General features: G+C 69.7%; 20 protein-coding genes. 13 read left to right on the forward strand and 7 right to left on the reverse strand.

All coding sequences use genetic code 11. From position 1 onward, the window contains the following. Positions 1 to 85 precede the first annotated feature (85 nt). Entirely contained in the window at positions 86 to 1,465 is a 1,380-nt protein-coding gene (locus ACGFY5_RS17585) for an NAD(P)/FAD-dependent oxidoreductase (RefSeq protein WP_392720986.1), read from the reverse strand. 248 nt (positions 1,466 to 1,713) lie between these two features. Here ACGFY5_RS17585 and ACGFY5_RS17590 point away from each other — a divergent pair, with 248 nt between their 5' ends. The 6 genes from ACGFY5_RS17590 (at position 1,714) to ACGFY5_RS17615 (ending at position 7,745) form a co-directional block, all read left to right on the forward strand. Then, on the forward strand, positions 1,714 to 3,228 hold the full coding sequence (locus tag ACGFY5_RS17590) for a gamma-aminobutyraldehyde dehydrogenase (protein WP_392720987.1): 1,515 nt from the start codon (positions 1,714 to 1,716) through the stop codon (positions 3,226 to 3,228). Between the two features lie 111 nt (positions 3,229 to 3,339). Next, the gene (locus tag ACGFY5_RS17595) at positions 3,340 to 4,548 is read left to right on the forward strand and encodes a spermidine/putrescine ABC transporter substrate-binding protein (protein WP_392720989.1); all 1,209 of its coding nucleotides are present in this window, start codon (positions 3,340 to 3,342) and stop codon (positions 4,546 to 4,548) included. Beyond that, positions 4,545 to 5,705, forward strand: a complete 1,161-nt coding sequence (locus ACGFY5_RS17600; protein WP_392720991.1) for an ABC transporter ATP-binding protein — start codon at positions 4,545 to 4,547, stop codon at positions 5,703 to 5,705. Before ACGFY5_RS17595 ends, ACGFY5_RS17600 begins: the two co-directional genes overlap by 4 nt. Next, positions 5,702 to 6,547 carry an ABC transporter permease gene (locus tag ACGFY5_RS17605; RefSeq protein WP_392720994.1) on the forward strand — a complete coding sequence of 282 codons (846 nt, stop codon included), beginning with the start codon at positions 5,702 to 5,704 and terminating at the stop codon, positions 6,545 to 6,547. The genes ACGFY5_RS17600 and ACGFY5_RS17605 overlap by 4 nt, the downstream gene beginning before the upstream one ends. Beyond that, entirely contained in the window at positions 6,547 to 7,407 is an 861-nt protein-coding gene (locus tag ACGFY5_RS17610) for an ABC transporter permease (RefSeq protein WP_392720995.1), read from the forward strand. The genes ACGFY5_RS17605 and ACGFY5_RS17610 overlap by 1 nt, the downstream gene beginning before the upstream one ends. 122 nt (positions 7,408 to 7,529) lie before the next feature. After that, positions 7,530 to 7,745, forward strand: coding sequence for a hypothetical protein (locus tag ACGFY5_RS17615; RefSeq protein WP_392720996.1), 216 nt, complete (start codon positions 7,530 to 7,532; stop codon positions 7,743 to 7,745). Here ACGFY5_RS17615 and ACGFY5_RS17620 read toward each other — a convergent pair. Continuing rightward, the gene (locus ACGFY5_RS17620) at positions 7,742 to 8,212 is read right to left on the reverse strand and encodes a DUF6328 family protein (RefSeq protein ID WP_392720998.1); all 471 of its coding nucleotides are present in this window, start codon (positions 8,210 to 8,212) and stop codon (positions 7,742 to 7,744) included. The genes ACGFY5_RS17615 and ACGFY5_RS17620 overlap by 4 nt on opposite strands. Positions 8,213 to 8,241: 29 nt before the next feature. After that, complete coding sequence (locus ACGFY5_RS17625; RefSeq protein ID WP_392720999.1) at positions 8,242 to 8,979, reverse strand: GntR family transcriptional regulator; 738 nt, start codon at positions 8,977 to 8,979, stop codon at positions 8,242 to 8,244. A 75-nt stretch (positions 8,980 to 9,054) separates the two neighbouring features. Here ACGFY5_RS17625 and ACGFY5_RS17630 point away from each other — a divergent pair, with 75 nt between their 5' ends. The 6 genes from ACGFY5_RS17630 to ACGFY5_RS17655 all read left to right on the forward strand — a co-directional run bounded on the left by ACGFY5_RS17630 (position 9,055) and on the right by ACGFY5_RS17655 (position 18,270). Next, positions 9,055 to 9,315, forward strand: coding sequence for a hypothetical protein (locus tag ACGFY5_RS17630; protein ID WP_392721001.1), 261 nt, complete (start codon positions 9,055 to 9,057; stop codon positions 9,313 to 9,315). Beyond that, entirely contained in the window at positions 9,315 to 9,989 is a 675-nt protein-coding gene (locus ACGFY5_RS17635; protein WP_392721002.1) for a hypothetical protein, read from the forward strand. The genes ACGFY5_RS17630 and ACGFY5_RS17635 overlap by 1 nt, the downstream gene beginning before the upstream one ends. 131 nt (positions 9,990 to 10,120) lie before the next feature. Continuing rightward, positions 10,121 to 10,864: a nucleotidyl transferase AbiEii/AbiGii toxin family protein gene (locus tag ACGFY5_RS17640; RefSeq protein ID WP_392721004.1), complete on the forward strand. Its 744-nt coding sequence runs from the start codon at positions 10,121 to 10,123 to the stop codon at positions 10,862 to 10,864. Between the two features lie 128 nt (positions 10,865 to 10,992). After that, entirely contained in the window at positions 10,993 to 13,419 is a 2,427-nt protein-coding gene (gene lon, locus ACGFY5_RS17645; RefSeq protein WP_392721007.1) for an endopeptidase La, read from the forward strand. Positions 13,420 to 13,537: 118 nt separating this feature from the next. Beyond that, positions 13,538 to 15,796, forward strand: a complete 2,259-nt coding sequence (locus tag ACGFY5_RS17650) for a putative bifunctional diguanylate cyclase/phosphodiesterase (RefSeq protein ID WP_392721009.1) — start codon at positions 13,538 to 13,540, stop codon at positions 15,794 to 15,796. A 74-nt stretch (positions 15,797 to 15,870) separates the two neighbouring features. Further along, positions 15,871 to 18,270 (forward strand): putative bifunctional diguanylate cyclase/phosphodiesterase, encoded by a 2,400-nt coding sequence (locus ACGFY5_RS17655; protein ID WP_392721010.1) that lies wholly within the window; start codon positions 15,871 to 15,873, stop codon positions 18,268 to 18,270. On the opposite strand, the gene ACGFY5_RS17660 is transcribed toward ACGFY5_RS17655, so the two are convergent. The 4 genes from ACGFY5_RS17660 to ACGFY5_RS17675 are packed head-to-tail and all read right to left on the reverse strand — an operon-like array spanning position 18,267 to position 22,101. Further along, positions 18,267 to 19,958 carry a glycoside hydrolase family 9 protein gene (locus ACGFY5_RS17660; protein ID WP_392721012.1) on the reverse strand — a complete coding sequence of 564 codons (1,692 nt, stop codon included), beginning with the start codon at positions 19,956 to 19,958 and terminating at the stop codon, positions 18,267 to 18,269. The genes ACGFY5_RS17655 and ACGFY5_RS17660 overlap by 4 nt on opposite strands. Continuing rightward, complete coding sequence (locus tag ACGFY5_RS17665) at positions 19,955 to 20,536, reverse strand: TrmH family RNA methyltransferase (RefSeq protein WP_392721014.1); 582 nt, start codon at positions 20,534 to 20,536, stop codon at positions 19,955 to 19,957. The genes ACGFY5_RS17660 and ACGFY5_RS17665 overlap by 4 nt, the downstream gene beginning before the upstream one ends. Continuing rightward, on the reverse strand, positions 20,533 to 21,126 hold the full coding sequence (locus tag ACGFY5_RS17670) for a class I SAM-dependent methyltransferase (RefSeq protein ID WP_392721016.1): 594 nt from the start codon (positions 21,124 to 21,126) through the stop codon (positions 20,533 to 20,535). The genes ACGFY5_RS17665 and ACGFY5_RS17670 overlap by 4 nt, the downstream gene beginning before the upstream one ends. 12 nt (positions 21,127 to 21,138) lie before the next feature. Beyond that, positions 21,139 to 22,101, reverse strand: coding sequence for a cation diffusion facilitator family transporter (locus tag ACGFY5_RS17675; RefSeq protein ID WP_392721017.1), 963 nt, complete (start codon positions 22,099 to 22,101; stop codon positions 21,139 to 21,141). Positions 22,102 to 22,217: 116 nt separating this feature from the next. Here ACGFY5_RS17675 and ACGFY5_RS17680 point away from each other — a divergent pair, with 116 nt between their 5' ends. Next, positions 22,218 to 23,747 (forward strand): Rieske 2Fe-2S domain-containing protein, encoded by a 1,530-nt coding sequence (locus ACGFY5_RS17680; protein ID WP_392721018.1) that lies wholly within the window; start codon positions 22,218 to 22,220, stop codon positions 23,745 to 23,747. The last annotated feature ends 5 nt before the right edge of the window (positions 23,748 to 23,752 follow it).

Consider the following 23,752-nt stretch of genomic DNA (forward strand, 5'->3'; position numbering starts at 1 on the left):
TCACCTATACGCGGCGGGTCCGCGCTCGACTGGCACCGTTGCCCTCAGCTGGCTCCAGGTTAGAACTATCGGCGGCTGCGCCGCCTCAACCGCCTAAGAGGCCCTGCATCAGGGACGCTCGGCGCGCCGGGGCGCCCGTGCGGGCTTCCACGCGATCGGCGCTGGTCATGGCCCAGAGGCCGCCGCTCATGCCTAGCCAGCGGAACGGCTCGGGCTCCCAGAGTGGCGACCTGTGGCCCACCCAGGGCAGGCGGGTGAGCGAGGTGTCCCGCGAAAGCACCAGGTCGGCGAGGGTGCGGCCGGCGAGGTTCGTCGTCGCGACACCGTCGCCGACGTACCCGCCGGCCCAGCCGACCCCCGTCGACCGATCGAGCCCGACCGACGCGTGCCAGTCCCGCGGCACCCCCAGCGGCCCGCCCCAGGTGTGGGTCACAGCGGCGCCCGACGCCCCGGGGAACATCTCGAGCAGCGTCCGGTGCAGCGCCGAGAACACCTCCTGGTCGTGCTCGGCTTCGGGTCGGAGGCGAGACCCGTACGGGTACGGCGCACCCCGCCCACCCAGCGCGATCCGGTCGTCGGCGGTGCGTTGCGCGTAGATGATCAGGTGCCGGCCGTCGGTGAGCGTCTCCCGCGCCCCCCACCCGACGCGCTCGAAGAACCAGGCCGGCAGCGGCTCGGTGGCGATCATCAGCGAGTACAGCGGCGCCACCGCGCGCCGATAGCCCGGCAACGACGGCGTGTACCCCTCCGTCGCGCGGATGACGACGTCGGCGGTCACGGTGCCGCCGGCCGTCACCGCCCGCCCGGGCTCCAGCCGGGTCACCCGCGTCCCCTCGAACAGCTGGACGCCCCGCGCCACGACCAGCGAGGCCAGCCCACGCGCCAGCTTCGCCGGATGGATCGCCGCGCAGTGCGGCGTGTACAACGCGCCGCGCACGTCGGTCGCGACCTCGACCCGGGCCCGCGCCTCGTCGGGCGACAGCCAGCGGTAGTCGGAATCGGAGAACCCCCACTGCCGCTCGTCCTCGAGCTCCTCGCGCAAGCGGGCTTCCTGGGCCGCACCGGCCGCGAGCGTCAGCGTGCCGCCCTTCGCCCAGTCGATGTCCAGCTCCTCGGCGACCGCGACACGGCCCACCTCGTCGACCGTGTCGAACAGTGCCCGCCGCAGCGCGATGGCGGCGTCCCGACCGTGCTCGCGTGCGACGCGGGCGGTGGACGCCGGGAACAGCGCGGAGCACCAGCCACCGTTGCGTCCGGAGGCGCCGAACCCGGCGAATTCGGCCTCGAGAATCGCGATGCGCAGCGAGGGATCCGCCGCCGCGAGGTAGTAGGCGGTCCACAACCCGGTGAAGCCGGCACCGACGATCGCCACGTCGACCGCGAGGTCGCTGTCCAGTGCGGGCCGACGATCAGCGGGCCCGGGCGTCCGCCCATCGAGCCAAAGGCTGAGAACTGAATCGGCCATTCGGGCACTCCTCGAAACGACGAAACGGGGTCGAACGGACCCTTCACGAACAGCGGTTACCGGGATGTTTCCCAGTCTCCACAACGGATTCATCATCCGAGACCGTATTGTTTCACGGATTCCTTGCCCGATTGAGGCCCTGGGTGTCATTCTCAGCCCACTCGACCGTTTCCAACGCCCCGGATCGGCGCGGGCACGGAAACCGCCATGACGTAATCTCGCGGCGCGAGAGAAGGACGGACTAACGGGTGCACCAGTACATCGCCGGGCAACGGGCACGCGGTTCCAGCGGGACCCCCTACGACGTCGTCGATCCCTCCACGGGGGAGACCGTCGAGTCGGTGGAGCTCGCCAACTCCGACGACGTGGACCGGGCGGTCGCCTCCGCCGGGTCGGCGTTCGACGAGTGGTCGCGGGCCACGCCGGGCGAGCGGTCCGCCGTGCTCACGAAGCTGGCGCAGTTGCTGGACGCCGAGGCCGACGCCGTCGCGACGCTGGAGAGCAGGCAGACCGGCAAGCCGATCCGACTCTCGACCGAGTTCGACGTGCCGGGAACCGTCGACAACGCCGCGTTCTTCGCCGGCGCTGCCCGGGAACTGGCCGGCAAGGCCGCCGCCGAGTACTCGGCCGACCACACGTCGATGGTGCGGCGCGAGCCGATCGGCGTCGTGGGCTCGATCGCCCCGTGGAACTACCCGCTGCAGATGGCGGCCTGGAAGATCCTGCCGGCCATCGCCGCCGGCAACACGATCGTCCTCAAGCCGGCCGAGAACACGCCGCTCACCTCGCTGCGCCTCGCGGAGCTCGTCACCGAGGCGGGTGCCCCGGCGGGGGTCGTCAACGTGATCACGGGGGTCGGGCGGGAGGCGGGCGAAGCTCTCGTCTCCCATACGGACGTGAGCATGATTTCGTTCACCGGCTCCTCGGCGGTCGGCCGCCGGGTCATGGAGCTGGCCGCCCTGGGCCCCAAGCGCATCCACCTGGAGCTCGGCGGCAAGGCCCCGTTCGTCGTCCTCGACGACGCCGACCTCGAGGCCGCCGCGCACGGAGCCGTCGCCGGCGCCCTGATCAACACCGGCCAGGACTGCACCGCGGCAACCCGCGCGTACGTGCACCGCTCCCGGTTCGCGGAGTTCGTCGACCGGGTCGCCGAGCTGATGAGCGCGGTCCGGCTGGGTGCGCCGCTGGACCCGGACACCGACCTCGGGCCGCTCATCCACCGCGCCCAGCAGGAGCGCGTGGCGGGCTTCGTCGACCGGGCGCGCGGTTACGGCGCGCGGGTCGTCGTCGGCGGTGAGATTCCGAAGACCGACGATCTGATCAGAGGTTCGTACTATGCGCCGACGCTGATCGTCGATGTGGACCAAGACTCGGAGATAGTCCAGAAGGAGATTTTCGGTCCGGTTCTGGTCGCCGTGCCGTTCGGGGGTGGCGCGGGACACCAGGGTGGAGACGACCCCGACCTGGACGAGGCGATCGCGCTTGCCAACGACACGCCCTATGGTCTGGCCGCTTCGGTCTGGACCAGGGATGTGCACCGTGCGCTGCACGCGACCCGCGGGATCCGCTCCGGCTGCGTCTGGGTCAACGACCACATCCCGATCATCAGCGAGATGCCACACGGCGGCGTCAAAGCCTCGGGCTTCGGCAAGGACATGTCGAGCTACTCGTTCGAGGAGTACACCGCCGTCAAGCACGTCATGTACGACTTGACGGCGCAGGCGGCCAAACCGTGGCATCGAACTGTTTTCCGGGATGGGTAATTTTCAGACCCGCTGGCCACAGCCGCACCGTAGCGGCAGCATTACCCCGACACACTCAACTGATCACGGTCCGCTACCGCGGCCAACGAAGTATCTGAAGGAGCAGCTCCGATGACGGATGTCGACCCGGACGTAATGCGGTCGCTGCGCCAGCTGCTGTCGCGTCGGTCGGTGCTCCGTAGCGCCGGTGCCGCCGGCTTACTGGCTGCCGGCGGACCGCTGCTCGCGGCGTGTGGCACGAAGGGTGCTCAGAAGACCGAGGCCGACCAGGCTGCCGCGGCCGACCTGTCCGACAAGGACAAGGTCGTCAATTTCTCCAACTGGCCGCTGTACATCGACGTCGCGGAGAACGACGAGAAGGTCCACCCGACCCTCGACGCGTTCACCAAGCAGACCGGCATCAAGGTCAACTACGTCGAGGACATCAACGACAACGACCAGTTCTTCGGGAAGGTCCGCGCCGACCTCGCCGCCGGCAACGACATCAAGCGCGACGTCATGGTGCTCACCGACTGGATGGCCGCCCGGCTCATCCGGCTCAAGTGGGTCCAGAAGATGGACGCGGCGAACGTCCCGAACAAGAAGAACATCCAGCCGTCGCTCACCGAGGTCGAGTTCGACTCCGCGCGTGAGTACTCGCTGCCGTGGGCGGGCGTCATGGCCGGCATCGCCTACAACAGCGACGTGACCGGCAAGGTCGACAACGTGACCGACCTGCTCACCCGGTCGGACCTCAAGGGCAAGGTCACCGCGCTCACCGAGATGCGCGACACCATGGGGCTGATCCTGCTGGAGAACGGTGCCGACCCCGCGTCGGTCACCGAGGCGCAGTTCGACGAGGCGCTGGCGACGCTCGACGCCGCCGTGAAGAGCGGCCAGATCCGCCGCTTCACCGGTAACGACTACACCCAGGACCTGGCGGCCGGGAACGTCGCGGCCTGCATCGCGTGGTCCGGTGACATCGTCCAGCTCCAGAACGACAACCCGAAGATCCAGTTCGTGACGCCGGAAGCGGGCGCGACCCGGGCGAACGACAACATGATGATCCCGAACAAGGCAGCTCACAAGAAGAACGCCGAGCTGCTGATGAACTACTACTACGACCCGAAGGTCGCCGCGGAGCTCACCGCCTACGTCAACTACATCTGCCCGGTCGTCGGCGCGAAGGAAATCGTCGCGCAGACCGATCCCGACCTGGCGAAGAACGAGCTGATCTTCCCGAGCGAAGCGACGCTGACGAAACTGCATACGTTCAAGGCGCTCGACGACGCCACCGAGCGGTCCTTCGCGGACAAGTTCGCGAAGGTCATCGGCGCGTGACCGCGCCGGGGACGGGGCGGGACCTCCGGCTGGTCGAGGTCTCGAAGCGCTTCGGGCCGATGACGGCCGTCGACAACCTGTCGCTGACGATCCCGGAGGGGTCGTTCTTCGCGCTGCTGGGCCCCTCGGGCTGCGGGAAGACGACGACGCTGCGGATGATCGGTGGGCTCGAGGAGCCCACCGAGGGCCGGATCCTGCTCGGCCAGGACGACATCACGACGAAGAAGCCGTACCAGCGGCCGGTCAACACGGTGTTCCAGAGCTACGCGCTCTTCCCGCACCTGACGATCTTCGAGAACGTCGCGTTCGGCCTGCGCCGGCGGCGTCAGTCGGAGGTCAAGAATAAGGTCAGCGAGGCGCTGGCAATGGTGGAGCTGGGCGACCTGGCCCAGCGCAAGCCCACCCAGCTCTCCGGTGGTCAGCAGCAGCGCGTCGCTCTGGCCCGCGCGCTGGTCAACCGCCCGCAGGTGCTGCTGCTCGACGAGCCGCTGGGTGCGCTGGACCTCAAGCTGCGTCGCCAGATGCAGCTCGAGCTCAAGCAGATCCAGACCGGCGTCCGGTCGACGTTCGTGCACGTGACGCACGACCAGGAAGAGGCCATGTCGATGGCCGACACGATCGCGGTCATGAACCAGGGCCGGGTCGAGCAGCTCGGCGGTCCGGTCGAGCTGTACGAGACGCCGGCCACGGTCTTCGTCGCGAACTTCCTCGGTCAGTCCAACCTGCTCGCCGGCACCGTCAACGGCCGCTCGGGTGGTGACCTGCTGCTGGACGTCTCCGGGTACCGGGTTGCGCTCCCGGTGAACCGGTCGGCGTCCACCGGCAACCGGATCTACGTCGGCGTCCGCCCGGAGAAGCTGCACCTGAGCCCGAACGGCGCCCCGGTGCCCGACCGGCACAACCGTATCGACGTCCAGGTCGTCGACTCCAGCTTCATCGGCGTCAGCACCCAGTACCAGGTGCGCACGCGCTGGGGGCAGACGCTCTCGGTGTTCGCGCAGAACCTCACCTCCGACCTCGGCCCGCGGCCGGGCCACGAGGTGCAGATCCACTGGGACCCGGCGTCGGCGTTCGGCCTCGACGGCAGCCAGGACATCCACGCGGGCGAGATCATCGACCCGGAGCTGGGTGGGGTGCCCGCGGGATCCGTCTCATGACGTCCCGGAAGTCGACGGCGTACCTGCTGGTGCTGCCGGGGCTGCTCTGGCTGGCCGTGTTCTTCGTCATTCCGACGATCACGCTGATCAGCCAGTCGCTCCAGGAGGGCTCGCTCGAGCTCGGCTACGCGCTGACCTGGAACTTCGGCATCTACGGCCAGGTTCTCAGCGACTACGCGCCACAGTTCCTGCGCTCGCTGGTCTACGCCGGGCTGGCGACGATCGCCGCGCTGATCATCGCGTACCCGCTGGCGTACACGATCGCGTTCAAGGCCGGCCGCTGGCGCAACGTGCTGCTGATCCTGGTCGTCGCGCCGTTCTTCACCAGCTTCCTGGTGCGGACGCTGGCCTGGAAGATCATCCTGGCCGACGAGGGCTGGGTCGCCGACGTGCTGCGCGCGTTCGGCCTGCTCAGCTTCACCGACGACCGTCTGCTCGCGACGCCGATCGCGGTGGTCTGCGGTCTGACCTACAACTTCCTGCCGTTCATGACGCTCCCGCTCTACACCAGCTTGGAGCGCCTCGACGGCCGGTTGCTCGAGGCGGCCGGTGACCTCTACGCGAACGCTTTCACGACGTTCCGCAAGGTGACGTTCCCGCTGTCGTTGCCGGGTGTCGTCGGCGGAACGCTGTTGACGTTCATCCCCGCGGCCGGCGACTACGTCAACGTGGAGTTCCTCGGAACACCGCAGACGTCGATGATCGGCAACGTCGTCCAGAGCAAGTTCCTGGTCTCGCTGGACTACCCGGGTGCCGCGGCGCTCTCGGTGATCCTCATGGTCGTGATCATCTCCATGGTGCTCGTCTACGTGCGCCGGGCCGGGACGGAGGAGCTGGTCTGATGGCGACCCTCACGCAGAACCGGGGTGGACACCGGGTGACGAAGCCGGCGCGCTCGCCGCTGTCGGCCGCGGTGGCCTGGGTCCGCGAGCACCTGGTGACGTTCGCCGGTCTCGCGGCGCTGGGCTACCTGCTGCTGCCCGTCCTGGTCGTTTTCATCTTCTCGTTCAACAAGCCGGCCGGGCGCTTCAACTTCGCCTGGCACGAGTTCTCGCTGGAAGCCTGGACGAACGTCTGCGGCATCGGCGGCATGTGCGACAGCCTCTGGCTGTCGATCCGGCTCGCGCTGTTCGCGACGCTCGGCGCCGTCGTACTCGGGACGCTGCTGGCGTTCGCCCTGGTGCGCCACCGCTTCCGCGGACGGCAGCCGACGAACCTGCTGGTCTTCCTGCCGATGGCCACACCCGAGGTGGTCATGGGCTCGTCGCTGCTCGCGCTGTTCGTGCAGGGTGGCGTCGACCGTGGCTTCACGACGCTGTTCATCTCGCACGTGCTGTTCTGCATGAGCTTCGTCGTCGTCACCGTGAAGGCGCGGCTGCAGGGCATGGATCCGCGGCTCGAACAGGCCGCGGCCGACCTGTACGCCACGCCCTACCAGGTGTTCCGACGGGTGACGCTGCCGCTCGTGCTGCCCGGCATCGTGGCGGCCGCGCTGCTGTCGTTCTCGCTCAGCTTCGACGACTTCATCGTCACGAACTTCAACTCGGGCAACCTCGTCACGTTCCCGATGTTCGTGTTCGGAGCCAACCAGCGTGGGGTGCCGCCGCAGATCAACGTGATCGGTTCGATCATGTTCTTCCTGGCGCTGTTCCTCGTGCTGGCCGCGCAGTACCGCACGCGGATCAAGCTCCGCCGTTCCTGAGTCCGATCCGGACACCGGTCGCCCTTCTCCGGAAGGGTGATCGGTGTTTCGCGTTTCCGGGCCCGTTGAGAGGGCACGAAATATGTGGCATGGTCGCGGAACGGCGGCGAAGGGGAGGGGTCGTGCAGTACCACCGGCCACTGGTGCAGGAGGACGTCGAAACTGCACACCGGCTGCTGACGATGCACCTGCCTTCGGCTCCCGACGCCCATGACCGTTCGTACTGCGCCAGTGCCACCCACTACACACCTGCGCTGTGGCCGTGCGCGCGGCACCGCTGGGCCGTCGCCGTCCTGGCCGCGGACGAACGCGGCGAGATCGACACGCCCGAGGACTAGTCCCCGCGCTTCGTGCGCAGGCGCACCCACGGGATCGCGAACCAGAGAACTACCAGGAACACCAGTGCGACGACGCCCCCGGCCATCGCGGTTTCCTTGCTGAACATCACGTCCAGGATGACGGTCAGCGCACCCCCCAGCGCGATCGACAGGAACACCATGCCGGTCAGCGCGAAGACGTTCGCGGTGCGGACGACCTCTTCCTTCATCGCGCGGCGGAACACCAACCGGTGGTAGCCGACCGGAGCGATCAGGAAGCCGCTCGAGAGTAACGAGCACACGAGCGCGACCACGTAGACGACGCGGCCGAACTTGTCCACTTCGGAGAAGCGCTGCTGGAACGCCAGCGTGAGTAAGAACGCGAACAGGATCTGCACGCCGGTCTGGGCGACGCGCAGCTCCTGCAGCAGTTCGCCCATGTTGCGGTCGAGCCGCTCAGCGGCAGATTCGTCGCGCGGCGGGTTCATGTCGTCGTCGTTGCCCGTTTACCGGAAATTCAACCGCCGAGGTCGACGCGGTACTCCAGCTCGCCCCGGTCACCAGGCACGACGATGTCCACGGCGGCTTCGACGGCCCGGTCGCCCGCGAACATCGTCCGGGTGACAGTGAGCATCGGAGTGCCGACCGCGACCGCGAGCGAGCGGGTCTCGTCGGGCTGCGGCATCCGGGCCCGCACCAGCTCGCGCACCGACGTCACGCGGACGTCGATGCTGGCGAGTGCGGCGACCGTGCCGCCGGCCCACGGCTCGTGCTGCGGATCGGCCACCGGCGTGTTCGCGACCAGCTCGAGCGGGATGTACGACATGCTCATCTGCTGCGGCAGGCTGCCGTCGAGGAACAGGATCCGCCGCTCCAGCACCGGCGTGCCCACGTCGACGCCGAGCAGCTCGGCGACCTGCGCGGTGGCCGGGACCTCCTGGTGGGTGGCCTCGGTGCGGTACTCGGGCGGCTCCGGAGCGCTCAGCGCGGCGCGGTACCGATCGGACGAGATCTTCCGGATCGGCAGCGAGTCGCGGACGAACGTGCCGCGACCGTGGTGGGTCACCACCAGGCCTTCTTCGCGGAGCATCACCATCGCCAGCCGCACCGTGTTGCGGGCGACTCCGTAGCGCTGCATCAACGCGGCTTCGGACGGGATCGCAGCCCCGGGTCCGTACTCGCCGCTGTTGATGTCCGCGCGCAATTGGTCGGCCAGCTGCCGGTAAACAGCCCGGTCACCGTGCGGATCGATCATGTCGCGGACGTTATAGGGGTACGTATCCACGACAGCTCGTGGACACGTAGGTACGTCAGCTCTAGTATTGCGGGCATGGCAATCGGAGGCTTCGACATCCCCTTGAACCCGAACGAAGAGCAGATCGAGACGGCGCGGCTGTTTCTCGAGCTCCACCGGCCCGACCACCGCAATCAGTGCCCGTACCTCACCTGTGCGGTCGGCCCGGCCGCACCACCCTGGCCGTGCAGCCGCTGGATCTGGGCCGCCGAGGTCGCCCGCCGGTGCGGCCTCCCGATAGCCGGCCCCGACGGCCTGGCCATCCCGCCCCTGAGCGGGAGCGGCGCGGCGGTCTGATGGACTCCACCTACAGTCAGACTTTAGTTCTGCGTGATAATATCCCTCAAACTAAAGCTAAGTTTGAGGTTTTTATGGCCACGGATCGCAAGGGTTTGAGGGAAGCGCTCTGGCAACTCGCTAGTCAGCAGCGTGGGTACTTCACCGCAGCTCAGGCGTTGAAGGTCGGATACTCCTATCAAGCCCAACACTTCCATGTACGACAAGGGAATTGGGGTCGGGTGGACCGCGGAGTGTTCCGGTTGGGCGAGTACAACTATCTTCCCAGCGAAGCTGACGACTACCTGGTCCAGTGGTACCTCTGGGGTAAGGAACAGGCGGTTGTCTCGCACCTCAGCGCACTTTCGGTGCATGAGATTGGTATCGCGAATCCTGCAGATATCCATCTGACTGTTCCTCCTGGATTTCGCCAGAGGAGTTCGGCAGTGGTGCTGCATTTCGCGGAACTAGCCACTACCGACGTCGAGCAGCGACTGGGTTACCGGATCACCACTCCGCTTCGTGCTATCGCTGAATGCTCCTCCGCTGGCGCGGACCAAGACGTGGTGGATTCCGCCGTTGCCGACCTGTTGTCCCGCGGGGAAGTAACGCGAAAGCAGTTGCTGGAGGCTGGTGGACGGCTCGGACCGCGAGCAGAGCTCGGTATCGAGCGGGCGCTGGCGGCGCAGCCGTGAGTAGTCGCTACCAAAGTCCGGTTGCGCTGCGCCGAGCGTTGGAGGATCGGCTCCGACAGCAGGCTTCCGTCCACGGCTATGACTTGACTCGTCAGCGTCGGATCATCGTTTTCGATCGCCTAGCGGCTCGCTTGGCCACTGACGAGGGCGCCGAGTGGGTCCTGAAGGGCGGTGCAGCGTTGGAGTTCCGACTGCGTGAGCGCGCGCGAACAACGAAAGATCTTGACGTGGCCGCGCGATTGGGGTGCCTGAAGGGTGATGACGTTCGCAGTCGACTCATTGAGGCGATTTCTCCCGACTTGGATGGCGACGGTTTCGTCTTCAGGGCTGCTCAGCCAACTGATTTGTCCGACGATTTGGCCGGCCGCGGTGCGTGGCGATTCACTATCCGGGCGTTACTCGCCGGGCGGCTGTTCGCAACGATCAAACTTGATGTCGTGGCGCGAAGTGAGGAAATAGCCGTCACTGAGCAGTTAAGCCTGCCTAATACGCTGGACTTTGCGGGTACTCCGCCGAGGAGTATCGAGGCTGTGGACCGGCGGCAACACTTCGCTGAGAAGCTGCACGCGTTGACGCGTGACTATGGCAACCGGGCGAACACCAGAGTCAAAGATCTCGCCGATCTGGTGCTGTTGATCGAGTCGGGTCTCCTACCGGATAGTTCTTTGGTCGCTGTAGTGCGGCACGTCTTCGACGTTCGGGGAACTCATGCGCTGCCGAGGAGGATCGCGGACCCACCGCTTGCCTGGGCCTCGCAATATCCCGGCATTGCGGAGAAGTTGACCGACTCGCCCCCGACGGTGAGCGACGCGATGGCGGTGCTCCGAGACTTCTGGGATGCCGCGCACCTCGCATCACCGACAGCCCTGGCCTAGCTCTGGGCGCGCGCCAATTGAGGCTGGCGTATCCGCTCACAGCGAACATCGCCGACCCGGGGAATGCTCGCAACGCTGTAAGCATTGAGCCGGGTGCACTCAACTTCCGACTGCTGTGAGGTACGGCGATGGATCGATCCCCCGGCGGGCCGCGCGGGCCCGTCACCACCTTCACCCTGCCGGTGCTGCCGCTGGCCGACGCAGTCGTGCTTCCCGGAATGGTGATCCCGGTCGAGCTCGACAGCGAAGAGCGAGCCGCGATCGACTCGGCGAAGGCCAAGGTCACGAACGACGACGATGCGCAGCTCCTGATCGTGCCCCGCATCGACGGCAAGTACCACGAGGTCGGCGTCCTGGCCACGATCGACCAGGTCGGCCGCCTCCCCAACGGCCGTCCGGCCGCGGTGCTGCGCGCCGTGTCCCGGGCCAGGGTCGGCCAGGGCGTGAACGGCCCCGGCGCTGCGCTCTGGGTCGAGGCCACCACGATGCCCGACCGCATCAGTGCCACCGACCAGGAGAAGGTCGACCAGCTGGCGGCCGAGTACCGCGAGGTCGTCCAGGAGATCCTCGGTCACCGCGCGGAGGCCGAGCAGGCATCGGGTTGGCAGGCCGTCGAGATGATCCGCCGGATCACCGAGCCGGGCGAGTTGGCCGACGTGGCCGGCTGGGCTCCGTACCTGGAGACCGACCAGAAGCTCCAGCTCCTGGACGCCCCCGAGGTCGTCAAGCGCCTCCAGCTCGTCCTCGACTGGGGCAAGACGCAGCTCGCCGAGCTCCAGGTCGCCGCGACGATCCGCGACGACGTCCGCGAGTCGATGGAGAAGACCCAGCGCGAGTTCCTGCTGCGCCAGCAGCTGACCGCGATCCGCAAGGAGCTGGGTGAGCTCTCGGGCGACGACGACAACCCCGAGGCCGACCCGCGGGCCCGCGTCGAGGCCGCCGATCTGCCGGAGAAGGTGCGCACAGCCGCGCTCCGGGAGGTCGACAAGCTGGAGCGCACCGGCGATCAGTCGCCGGAGGCGTCCTGGATCCGCACCTGGCTCGACACGGTTCTCGAGCTTCCGTGGAACGTCCGCACGGACGACAGCACCGACGTCGGAGAAGCGCGGACCGTGCTCGACGCGGACCACGCCGGCCTCGACGACGTCAAGGACCGGATCGTGGAGTACCTGGCGGTGCGCAACCGCCGGGCCGCGCGCGGTCTGGAAATCGTCGGCGGGCGGGGGAGCGGCGCGGTGCTCGCGCTGGTCGGTCCTCCCGGCGTCGGCAAGACGTCGCTCGGCGAGTCGGTCGCCAGGGCGCTCGGACGGAAGTTCGTCCGGGTCGCGCTCGGCGGCGTCCGCGACGAGGCGGAGATCCGCGGTCACCGGCGCACCTACGTCGGCGCGCAGGCGGGCCGCATCGTGCGGGCGATCAAGGAGGCCGGCGCGATGAACCCGGTCGTCCTGCTCGACGAGGTCGACAAGATCGGTGCCGACTACCGCGGTGACCCCGCGGCGGCGCTGCTCGAGGTGCTCGACCCGGCGCAGAACCACACGTTCCGCGACCACTACCTCGAGGTCGAGCTCGACCTGTCCGACGTGCTGTTCCTGGCCACCGCGAACGTCGCCGAAGCGATCCCGGAGGCGCTCATCGACCGCATGGAGGTCGTCCGCCTGGACGGCTACACCGAGGTCGAGAAGGTCGCGATCGCTCGTGACCACCTCTGGAAGCGGCAGCTGGAGCGTGCCGGGCTGGAGACGACCGACGTCACGATCGACGAGGACGCGCTCAAGCTCATCGCGGGTGACTACACCCACGAGGCCGGCGTCCGTCAGCTGGAGCGCTCGCTCGCGCGGGTGCTGCGCAAGGTCGCGACGAAGCTCGCCGGGGAGAACCCGCCGGCGACGCCCGTCGACGTCACTGCCGAGACGCTGAAGGACTACCTGGGTCGTCCCCGGTTCACGCCGGAGTCGGCCGAGCGCACCGCGGTTCCGGGTGTGGCGACCGGTCTGGCCGTCACCGGTGCGGGCGGTGACGTCCTCTTCATCGAGGCGAACGCCTCGCCGGGCGCCGAGGCCAAATCGGAGCCCGAGCTCGTCCTCACCGGGCAGCTGGGCGACGTCATGAAGGAGTCGGCGCACATCGCGCTCTCCTACCTGCGGAGCCAGGGCGACCGGTTCGGGGCCGACCCCGAGGAGCTGCGCGGCCGCCGGCTGCACGTCCACGTGCCGGCCGGTGCGGTGCCGAAGGACGGCCCGTCCGCGGGCGTCACGATGGTCACCGCGCTCGCGTCGCTGCTCACCGGGCGGATGGTCCGCGCCGAGGTCGGCATGACCGGCGAGGTCTCGCTGACCGGGCGGGTGCTGCCGATCGGTGGCGTCAAGCAGAAGCTGCTGGCCGCCCACCGTGCCGGGCTCACCGAGGTGCTGCTGCCGGCGCGCAACGCCGCTGACCTGGACGACGTCCCGGCCAGCGTGCGGGAGGCGCTCACCGTCCACCTGATGGAGGACGTGGCCGACGTGGTCGCACTCGCGCTCGAGCCGGCCGCGGCCGAGGCCGCTCAGGCGGCCTGAGCCCAACACGAAGGGCCCCTCTCGGGGCCCTTCGTGCTATCTAACTCAGCGTGAGCCCTGTATAGCTAAAGGCGTGCCGAAAGCGCGACCAACGGGGCTCCCGGGGCCCTTGCGCGGCTTGGGGCGTCCACTGGCGGGCGCCCTGCCGCTCTTCGTGCTGCCGCTCGTGCCGGTCCAGCTGGCGGTTTCGCTCTACGCCGGGGTCGTGCTCTGGCTGATCCTCACCACGGTCCAGGACCAGGTCGCCGAGATCGGGTACGCGGCGCCAGGCGCCCCGATGACGCTGATCGGGATCACGATCATGGTGCTGGGCGACGGTGCGCTGGCCGTGCGGCTCTCGGCCGGTGGGCAACCCGACCCGTTCCTGGCGTTCCTGCTCCACCTCGGCGGCCTCGCGACGCTGGTCGTCGGCCTGGTGCGCCTGCACCGCGCGCTGAACCTCGCGCCGGCCCGGGGCGGCCTGATCGACCTCACGGTGGTCGGGTTCGGCATCGGCACGAGCGTCGCGACGCTCGTCGGCACACGTGTGGTCGTACTCCCGTCGGGGCCGTCTGCGCTGGTCACCGTCGTTCTGCTCGCGGTGATCTCGCTGGCCGGGTGGGTGGCCGTGCTCCGCCTCGTGCTGGTCGCGGACGGCCGGACCGAGACCGGTCTGCTCGTCGCGTCGGTCGGGCTGCTGTTGATCTCGAGCCTGGTCTGGTGGGGCCCGCTCTTCGATCGGGAGGACCCAGGCTGGGCGCTGACCATCTCGCTGGCCGCGGGCGTCGCGGCGGCCACGGCGTCGCGGTGGTGGGTGCTGCACGGTGCCGGCGTTCCCTCGCCCCCGGCCGGCGGTTCGAACTCCCGTCTCCCGCTGTTCCTGGTCGCGGTCGTCGCGCCGCCGATCGCGCTGACGATCTCCGCGCTGACCAACTCGCCGCTGGATCCGTGGCGCAACGTCGTGGTGCCGGTGGCCGGCATGGCGGTGCTCTCGATCGCGCTGCTGCTCCGCGTCCACCAGCAGGCCACCGACTCCCGCGTGCGTGCGCTGCGTGACGCCCTGACCGGGCTGGCGAACCGGGCCGCGCTCACCGACGCGCTGGCGGCCCTGCCGTCCGGGAGTCGTCCCGCGCTGCTCCTGCTCGACCTGGACGGTTTCAAAGCCGTCAACGACGGCTTCGGCCATCCGGCCGGTGACGCCCTGCTCCGGCTCGCCGCCGATCGCCTGGCCGCCACCGTCGCTGCCGACGCCACGGCGGCGGCCACCGAGGCGGTCGTCGCCCGGCTGGGTGGCGACGAGTTCGCGATCCTGCTGTGCCGGGCCGACCGGGCGGGGGCGGTGGAGCTCGGCCGCCGGATCGTCGAGGTCGTGGCGAGGCCGTACCCGGTCGACGAACGGGAGCTGTGCGTCACCGCGAGCGTGGGTGTGCGGGTGATCAGCGAGGACCTGCCCGACGGGCTGGCCGGCGTTCTGCTGCGCGACGCCGACCTCGCGCTCTATTCGGCGAAGCAGAACGGCAAGAACCAGGTGTCGGTGTTCTCACCCGTGCTGCGCGCGGCGCACGCGGAGCGCGCCGCGCTGGCCGCGGGGCTGCACGAGGCCGTCACCCGGAACGAGTTCGTGCTGCACTACCAGCCGTCGATCGACGTCGTCACCGGCCGCGCGACGGTCGTCGAAGCGCTGATCCGCTGGGCGCCCCCGGGCCGCGACCCGGTCCCGTCCCGCGACTTCCTCCCGGTGGCCGAGGCGGCCGGTCTGAGCGTGCCGATCGGCACCTGGGCGCTGCGCACCGCGTGCGTCGAGGCGCGGCCGTGGTTCGAGCGGTACGGCGTCGGGATCGCGGTGAACGTCTCCGAGCGTCTCCTGCTCGACCCCGGCCTGCTGGAACTGGTCCGTTCGGTGCTCGACGACAGCGGCCTGCCGCCGCACGCGCTGGTGCTGGAGCTGACCGAGTCGGCGGTCACCGGGGACACCGCCGCACTCGCGTCCCGGATCGTCGAGCTGCGGGGCAGCGGCGTCCGGATCGCCGTCGACGACTTCGGTACCGGCCAGTCGTCGCTCGCGTTGCTCCGGCAGATCCCGGTCGACGTGCTCAAACTCGATCCGGCGCTGGGCCGCGCGGCGGCGTTGGACACCTCGACCGACGCGCTCGTCGACGCGGCGCTGACCCGGGCGGTGCTGGAGATCTGCCGGACGCTCGGGCTGCGCGCGGTGGCCGAGCGGGTCGAGAGCGCAGACCGCGTCGAGTGGCTGCGTGACCTGGGCTGCCGCCTCATGCAGGGCAACTACTTCACGCCGCCGCTGCCCGCGGCCGACCTCGATTCGTTCCTCGCGGCGCACTCCGGACGTCTTCCTGTGCTCGACACGCCGGAGCTGCTCGGTCAAAGGTCGGAGTAAACCGTCAGGTCTGGTCGTGCGCGTCCGTACAGACAACCGTGCAGACCCACACTGCGCCGGCCGACGGTCTGGTCGTGCGCACCCGTTCGGGCGTGGCCACGCCCATGGACGGCCTGTCGCACGCCGCGGAGCTGGTCATCGCCCGCCGGCGGACGCACTGGCTCGCCGGTTCCGCCGTCGCGCTCGTCGTGCCCTGGCTGTTGCTCGCGCTCCCGGGCCCGCAGTCGCCGCGCACCTACGTCGTGGCCGCGCTGTGCGCGGTGCTGTCGCTCTGGGTCGCGCTCGCCGTCCACCGGCCGTCACCGGCTTGGCCGTGGCTTCTCCTCGGTGCCGGCCTCGCGACCCGGCTGACCGGTCTGGTGGTCTACCAGGCCGCGCCGCACGTGGTGCTCCTGCCCGGCGCGCCGCTGACCGTCACGCAGGCGATCCGGATCCTCTCGTTCCCCCTGCTGGTGGCCGGTCTGATCGGGATCGTCGGCCGCGGCGGCGGCTACCGCAGCCACCGGATCGTCGACGGCCTGGCGATCGCCTACAGCCTGGGATCGGTGCTCTACCTGCTGTTCGTCGTGCCCTACCTGCACGGGGAGGCCAAGGACGAACGGTGGATCGCGTTCGCGTTCGTGATGGGCGACCTGTCGCTGCTCGGGATGGCCGTGATGGTGTTCACGGTCTCGATCCGGAACACCACCCAGCTGCTTCTCGGCCTGGCGTCGCTGATGTTCCTCGTCGGGGACCTGCTCCGGAGCGTGACCGGTGGTCAGCCGACCGGCGTCGTGGCGACCGGGGCCCCGGGTGCCATCGTGCTCATCGGGTATTTCCTGATGGCGGTCGCGGCCTGGCATCCGTCGGTGGTCGAGCGGCGTCCTCCGGTCGACGGTCAGCAGCCGACCGGGCGGCTGAAGATGGCGCTGCTCGGCCTCACGGTGTTCGTCTATCCCGCGTACGCCGTGCTGGCGTCGGTGAACCAGTGGGTGCTGGACCCGCTGATCGACGTCGGCCCGCCGGTGACGATCACGACGCTGTTCTGCTTCTACCTGGCCGTCCGGAGCGCCGGGCAGGCCCGGGACTCCTACCGGCGCGAGCAGGAGCAGGCGGCGCAGGCGGCCGCGCTCGGTGCGGCGCTGGCCGAGCAGCAGGCCCTGCAGGGGCAGCTGACCTACCGGGCGCTGCACGATCCGCTCACCGGGCTGGCGAACCGGGCGAAACTCACCGAGGCCCTCGACCGGGTGCTCGCCGACGCCGCCCTCCCGCCCTCCGACGACAAGTCGTACGCGCTGCTGCTGATCGACCTCGACGGGTTCAAGGACGTCAACGACACCCACGGACACCCGGTCGGCGACGAACTGCTCGTCCAGGCCGCGGCCCGGTTCAGCGCCACGCTCCCGGACGGTGCGTTGCTCGCCCGGCTCGGTGGCGACGAGTTCGCCGTCCTGATCGGTGAGACCGACGAGGAGGCCGCCCTGGCGGTCGGCCGGCGCCTCACCGAGGCGCTGCGCACCGCGTTCCACATCGCCGCGCACGACCTCTACCTGACGACCAGCGTCGGGCTCTACGTCGGAACCGGAACGGCGACGCCGAGCGACGTGCTGCGCAACGCGGACCTGGCGCTCTACGCGGCCAAGGGGGCCGGCAAGGACCAGGTCGTGCCCTACCGCCAGGAGCTGCGCACCGCGCATCTGGACAAGGTCGAACTGCTGGCCGGGCTGCGCCGCGCGGTGGCCAACGGCGAGTTCGTGCTGGAGTACCAGCCGGTCGTCGACCTGGTCACCGAGCGGATCAGCTCGGTGGAGGCGCTGCTGCGGTGGGACATGCCGGACCAGGGCCGGATGTCGCCGGCCGACTTCGTGCCGATCGCCGAGGAAAGCGGCCTGATCGTGCCGATCGGTGCCTGGGTGCTGAGCCAGGCCTGCGTCGACGCGGCGGACTGGTACGCACGGTTCGGCATCTCGGTCGCGGTCAACGTGGCCACCGCCCAGCTGCGCGACCCGGAGTTCGTCTCGACCGTCATCGGTGCGCTGCGCTTCAGCGGCCTCCCGCCGGAGGCACTCGTCCTCGAGATCACCGAATCGACGATGATCGCGGCGACGGCGGCTGAGACCGACGCGGTCGTGGCGCGGCTCGAGCAGCTGCGGGGGCGCGGTATCCGGATCGCCATCGACGACTTCGGCACCGGCTACTCGTCGCTGTCCTACCTGCGTCGCCTGCCGGTCGACATCCTGAAGATCGACCGGGCGTTCAGCATGGACGGGCCCGACGGGGCCGACAGCGAGGACACCGCGCTGACCAAGGCGATCCTGCAGCTCTCGCACTCGCTCGGGTTGTCGACGGTGGCCGAGGGCGTGGAGACCAGCGAACGCGCCGACACGCTCCGCGAGCTGCGCTGCGACCGCGCGCAGGGGTTCCTGTATTCCAAGCCGGTCGGCGCCGGGGCGCTGGACAGCCTCCTGGCCGCGGAGACCGCGAGCAGTGCCTAGGCCGCCGCGTCTAACGAGCGCGGAGGCGCCAGGCGCGCGGCCACGTGACCGGAGACCACGGTGAGCGCGGCGTTCCAGCCGATCGTCACCTCGTTCGTGGCCCAGGAGCCGGGGTCGTCGATCCAGCACTTCTGCGGTGGCGCGGAGCTCCGGGCGGTGACCGCCACCGGGTCGTCGAGGCCGCTGTTCGGTCCGCCGACGACGACACCCGGCGGGGCCGGCGGAAACTCCGGATCGATCGCGTGGGCGAAGAACCGGTGGTGGGGCCTCGACGCCGCGCGGGCGCCGTACCCCGTGACCTGGCTGAAGCCGGTCGCGTTGCGTCCGAGCAGGTAATCCAGGCACGCGAGTTCACCGGCGAAGAAGCGGGCGTCGCCGGTGTGGTCGGCGGCAGCGCCGAGCGTCGTCGCGTGGGCCAGCACGCGCGAGTTGGAACCCCAGCAGTAGCGCCCGTCCGACGGCACGTACGGGGTGCCGTGGCCCTCGATGTTCGTCAGCAGCCGCTCGGACGCGGTGGCCAGCGCCGTCCGTGCCTCGTTCGCCGCCGCCGCAGCCGTCCAGCCCGTGCCCAGCGCGAGCGTCAGCTGCGCCAGCGGGAGCGTCGAACGCCAGTCGAACCCCTCGTGGAGCGCGGCCAGCGGGTCGAGCCCGGAGTGCGGCATCGCGTACCGGTACTCCTCGGCGCCGGTCAGCGCCGCGAGTTCGGCCGCGGCCCAGTACCGCTCGTCGCGGACGTCGTCATCGTCGTAGGGGCCGCCGCCGGTGCCGTCCGCTTCGGCGACCGTGGCGTACACGACCGGGTTGTGGGTGGCCGCGTTCCACGCGCGGTCCGACGCCGTGCGGCACCGCGCCGCGAACACCGGGTCGTGCACCTCCCAGACCCGCGCGGCCTGCGCGGCGACCGCCGCGAGCCCGTACGTGGCCGCGGTGGTGGGTGCGCGGACCATCCGTGGCTGCGGGTCCTGGTCGGGGCGCAGCGGCATCCCGGTCCAGCGGACGTCGTGCACGGCGGCGAACACCATGCCGGCGTCGGGGTCGCCGGTGGGCAGCTGGGCGGCGAGCAGGAACTCCAGGCCGTGGCGTGCTTCGGCGAGGGTCCTTCCCGTAGTTCCGACACCTCCAGCGCCGGAGCGCTCGACCGCGTACTGCAGCAGCCAGACCGTGACCGCCGTGGTGACCGCGTACTTGCCGTGGTCACCGGCGTCGTACCAGCCGCCGCGCAGGTCGTGGCCGCGGCAGCCGAACAGCAGGCGGCGGCGCGGGCAGTCCGAGCGGTGGCAGGCCACCGCGCCGTCGCCGCGGTTCGGGGAGACGTCGACGTGGCCGGCGGGGCGTCCGAACCGCGGATCGGCGATGGGGGTGCCACTGCGCTGCAGGTACAGGAAGTGGCCGGCGTCGCGGGCCAGGTCGCGGTACCGGGGTGTGCCGAACGGGACGCTCTCGACCCCGTCGACGACGAGCGTCCAGCGGTCGTCGCCGGTCGGCGCCGTGGTGGTGATCGTGTGGACGTCTTCACCGGCGGCCCGATCGTGTCCGTGCACGACCGTCTCACCGGCGGTGGCCGTCTCCCCGGCGGAGTTCCGGAGCTGCCAGGGCAGCGGCGTGGGGGAGTCGGTCACCACGGTGGCGCGGAGAGGCCACCCGGCCGGATAGCCGACCTGGTTGACCCGCACCGCGCGTGTGGTCATGTCTCTGCGAGCTCCGCCGCCTCGGCGTCGGCGTCGGAATCGGACCAGTCGCCCTCGGCCCAGGACTGACGTCGGACCTCGTAGCAGGCGATCGCGGCCGCTGTCGCCACGTTGAGCGAGCCCACCCGGCCGATCAGCGGCACGTACCCGATCGCGTCGCACTCCGCGAGGCCGGTCGTCGAGATCCCGCGTTCCTCGTGCCCCAGCACGAGGCAGACGTCGACCGACAGGTCGAGGTCGGCGAGCGGCGACGCGGGTTCGGCGAGCTCGACCCCGACGACCCGGTACCCGTCCTTCTTCGCGGCGCCGATCGCATCGGTGATCGTCGGATGCTCCGACCACTGCAGGTACCGGTCGGTGCCGAGCGCGGTCTTGGCCGCCTTCGGCGCCCGCGGTGATACCGACGATCCCGACAGGTACAGGTGATCGACGCCGAACGCCGCCGCCGACCGGGTGATCGACCCGACGTTGTACGGATTGCCGACGTCGTCCAGCAGCAGGGCGAGTCGACCGTCGCTGCGCCGGCGCCAGGTGCGGTGGAGGCGTTTGAGCTCGGTCCCCCGAAGCTGATGGATCACTCGTTCCCTCTCGCTGCCAGAATCCGGTACCCCTTGCGCGAGGCTAGCCGCTCGGTGGGGAAGCCCTCGGCCTCCAGCCACGTGTGCAGCGAGTCGGCGCCCAGGTGGCGCTGCACGACCAGGTACGCGACCCCGTCCGGCGTCAGCCGGGGGAGCCAGCGGCGCATCATCCCGTGCAGCACGTCCTTGCCGACCTTGATCGGCGGGTTCGACCAGATCGCGGCGAACTTCGTGTCGTCCGGAACCTCGTCGGGCGCCGCGATGCGGACGTTCGGGCGTCCCTCTGCATTGGTACGGGCGAGTTCACGGGCCCGCTCGTTGACGTCCACACCCCAGATCGTCGCGTTCGGCGCACGATGCGCCAGCGTCACGGTGATCGGGCCGTAGCCGCACCCGAGGTCGAGCAGGTCACCGGTGGCGGGCGGCGGCGGTACGGTCTCCAGCAGGACGAGCGTGCCTGCGTCGATCGCACCGGGCGAGAACACCCCGCTGTCGGTGGCGAGCCCGGCCTGGACGTCGCGCAGCGCCAGCCGCACGGTTCTCGGCGCCCGCGCCGCCGCGGGCCGCGCGCTGAAGTAGTGGTCACTCACAGTGCGTTCAGCTTAGTGGGCGGCCCGGTGCGGGGTCGGGTCGAGGAAGACCTCGCGGATCGAGGGGATCTGTTCGCGGAGGCGGCGTTCGGCTTCCTCGGCGGTGTGCTCGACCTGGTCGGCGTCCCCGTCGGCGAAGTCGACCTTCGCGGCCACCAGCAGCTCGTGCGGTCCGAGGTGCTGGGTGAAGAGCGTCACGACCTTCTCGACGCCGGGCGTCTCGGTCAGCGCCTGCTCGATCGCCTGCTGCACGCGCGGCGTCGCGGAGCGTCCGACCAGGTACGACGCGTTGTCCCGGCCGAGCGTCACGGCGACCACCGCCAGCAGCACGCCGATCAGGATCGACGCGCCGCCGTCCCAGTAGGCGCTGCCGGTGAACTCGGTGCCCGCCAGGCCCGCGGCGGCGAGGACCAGGCCGACGAGCGCGGCCGAGTCCTCGAACGCCACCGCCTTCAGCGCGGTGTCCGGCGTCCGGCGCAGGTACCGCGACGGGCGGATCTTCCAGCGGCGCGCGCCGCCCCGGATCTGCCGGACCGCCTGGCCGAGCGAGATCGACTCGATGACGAACGCCACCGCGAGGACGATGTAGGAGACCAGGAAGTCGCCGGGCTCCTCACCCTCCAGGATCGTGTGGACGCCCTGGAAGATCGAGAACACCGAACCGGCGGTGAACGTCGCCAGCGCCGCGATGAACGCCCAGAAGTAATGGGCCTGGCCGTAGCCGAACTGGTGCGACTCGTCGGCCGGGCGGCCGCTGCGCTTCACGGCCGTGAGCAGCAGCACCTCGGTGATCGTGTCGGCGAGCGAGTGCGCGGCCTCCGACAGCATCGCCGAGGATCCGGCGAGGATGCCGCCGACCGCTTTGGCGATCGAGATCGCCAGGTTCGCGGCACCGGCGACGACGACGGTCAGCGTGCTCTCGCCACCCTGCTCGTCACGGGGTTCGGGAAGGCCTTCGGCACGCAGCTCGCTCACGGCCCGGGTATTGCCCACCGATGCGCAGTGCAACCATCGCGGCCCGCTACCGTAGGAGACCGAGGAACAGTCGTCGGCGGCGCCGCGCGCCGCGGGAAGGTCGGAACGCTGTGCGAGTGACGGGCCTGGGCCACGCGAGTGCCCTGATCGAGACCGCTCACGGCAGCGTGCTCTGCGATCCCTGGGTGAACCCTGCCTACTTCGGATCGTGGTTCCCGTTCCCCGACAACTCCGAGCTCGACTGGGACGAGATCGGCAAGGTCGACTACCTTTACGTCTCCCACCTGCACCGGGACCACTACGACACGGAGAACCTGAAGCGGATCTCCAAGTCCGCGACGGTGCTGCTGCCGGAGTTCCCCACCGACGAGTTGCACGACGCGCTGCGCGACGCCGGCTTCACCAAGATCTTCCGCACGAAGAACGGCGAGGTGCATGACCTCGACGGGCTGAAAGTGATGATCCAGGCGCTGATCTCGCCCACGGACGGGCCGATCGGTGACTCGTCGCTCTGGCTCGACGACGGCACCACGAAGCTGCTCAACCAGAACGACGCCCGCCCCACCGAGCTGTCGGCATTCGCCGAGCTGGGCCACGTGGACATCCACCTGCTCCAGTACTCCGGCGCCATCTGGTACCCGATGGTCTACGAGCTCACCGACCACGCGAAGCGGGTCTTCGGCGAGCAGAAGCGGGCGCGCCAGTTCGACCGCACGATCCGCTACATCGACGACCTCGAGGCCACCTGGGTCGTGCCGATCGCGGGCCCGCCGTGCTTCCTCGACGAGGAGCTCTGGCAGTTCAACGACTTCGGCACCGATCCGGGCAACATCTTCCCCGACCAGCAGGTCTTCCTCGACCACATGGCCGAGAAAGGCCGCGACAACGGCATCCTGCTGCTGCCGGGCTCGGTCTGCGATTTCGACGCCGAGGGCGCGCCGATCGAGCACCCCTACGACCCGGCCACGGTGTTCGGCGCGAACAAGGAGCCGTACCTGCGCGCCTACCAGGAGCGCAAGAAGGCCGTGCTCGAGGCCGAGAAGGCCAGTTGGGCGCACCCGGAGATCGAGCTGCTGCCGTCGCTCAAGGAGTGGATCGAGCCGCTGATCAAGCAGGCCGACACCATCGCCACCGGCATCAACGGGCCGGTGCGGTTCACCGCGCTCTCGCCCGAGCGAGGCGACGTCGACCTGCTGTTCGACTTCGTCGGCCGCGAGGTCCGGGCCTACGACGGCGAGCGGGTGCGTTACCGGTTCACCGCGCCGCGCGAGCTGCTCGAGCACCTGGTCGCGATCCACGAGATCGACTGGGTGAACAGCCTCTTCCTGTCGTGCCGGTTCACCGCGCACCGCGTCGGGCCGTACAACGAGTTCGTCTACGCGTTCTTCAAGTGCCTCGGTGAGGAACGGCTGAACTACGCCGAGGGCTGGTTCGCCGAGCAGAACACCGACGACGAGAACATCGAACTGGAGGGCTGGGAGGTGCAGCGGCGCTGCCCGCACCTCAAGGCCGACCTGACGAAGTTCGCACACGTGGAGGACGGCGTCCTGACCTGCCAGATGCACGGCTGGAAGTGGCGTCTGGCGGACGGCAAGTGCCTCACGTCCGTCGGCCACCCCATCAGGTCGGCTCCGGCGGGTGCGTAGCGTTT

Source organism: Cryptosporangium sp. NPDC048952 (assembly GCF_043197895.1).
Lineage (GTDB): Bacteria > Actinomycetota > Actinomycetes > Mycobacteriales > Cryptosporangiaceae > Cryptosporangium.

What these genes read in the sequence shown, in the direction of transcription:
- ACGFY5_RS17585 (WP_392720986.1), bottom strand. Translation starts at nt 1,465, where the DNA reads ATGGCCGATTCAGTTCTCAGCCTTTGGCTCGATGGGCGGACGCCCGGG.
- ACGFY5_RS17595 (WP_392720989.1), top strand. Translation starts at nt 3,340, where the DNA reads ATGACGGATGTCGACCCGGACGTAATGCGGTCGCTGCGCCAGCTGCTG.
- ACGFY5_RS17605 (WP_392720994.1), top strand. Translation starts at nt 5,702, where the DNA reads ATGACGTCCCGGAAGTCGACGGCGTACCTGCTGGTGCTGCCGGGGCTG.
- ACGFY5_RS17610 (WP_392720995.1), top strand. Translation starts at nt 6,547, where the DNA reads ATGGCGACCCTCACGCAGAACCGGGGTGGACACCGGGTGACGAAGCCG.
- ACGFY5_RS17620 (WP_392720998.1), bottom strand. Translation starts at nt 8,212, where the DNA reads ATGAACCCGCCGCGCGACGAATCTGCCGCTGAGCGGCTCGACCGCAAC.
- ACGFY5_RS17625 (WP_392720999.1), bottom strand. Translation starts at nt 8,979, where the DNA reads ATGATCGATCCGCACGGTGACCGGGCTGTTTACCGGCAGCTGGCCGAC.
- ACGFY5_RS17630 (WP_392721001.1), top strand. Translation starts at nt 9,055, where the DNA reads ATGGCAATCGGAGGCTTCGACATCCCCTTGAACCCGAACGAAGAGCAG.
- ACGFY5_RS17635 (WP_392721002.1), top strand. Translation starts at nt 9,315, where the DNA reads ATGGACTCCACCTACAGTCAGACTTTAGTTCTGCGTGATAATATCCCT.
- lon (WP_392721007.1), top strand. Translation starts at nt 10,993, where the DNA reads ATGGATCGATCCCCCGGCGGGCCGCGCGGGCCCGTCACCACCTTCACC.
- ACGFY5_RS17660 (WP_392721012.1), bottom strand. Translation starts at nt 19,958, where the DNA reads ATGACCACACGCGCGGTGCGGGTCAACCAGGTCGGCTATCCGGCCGGG.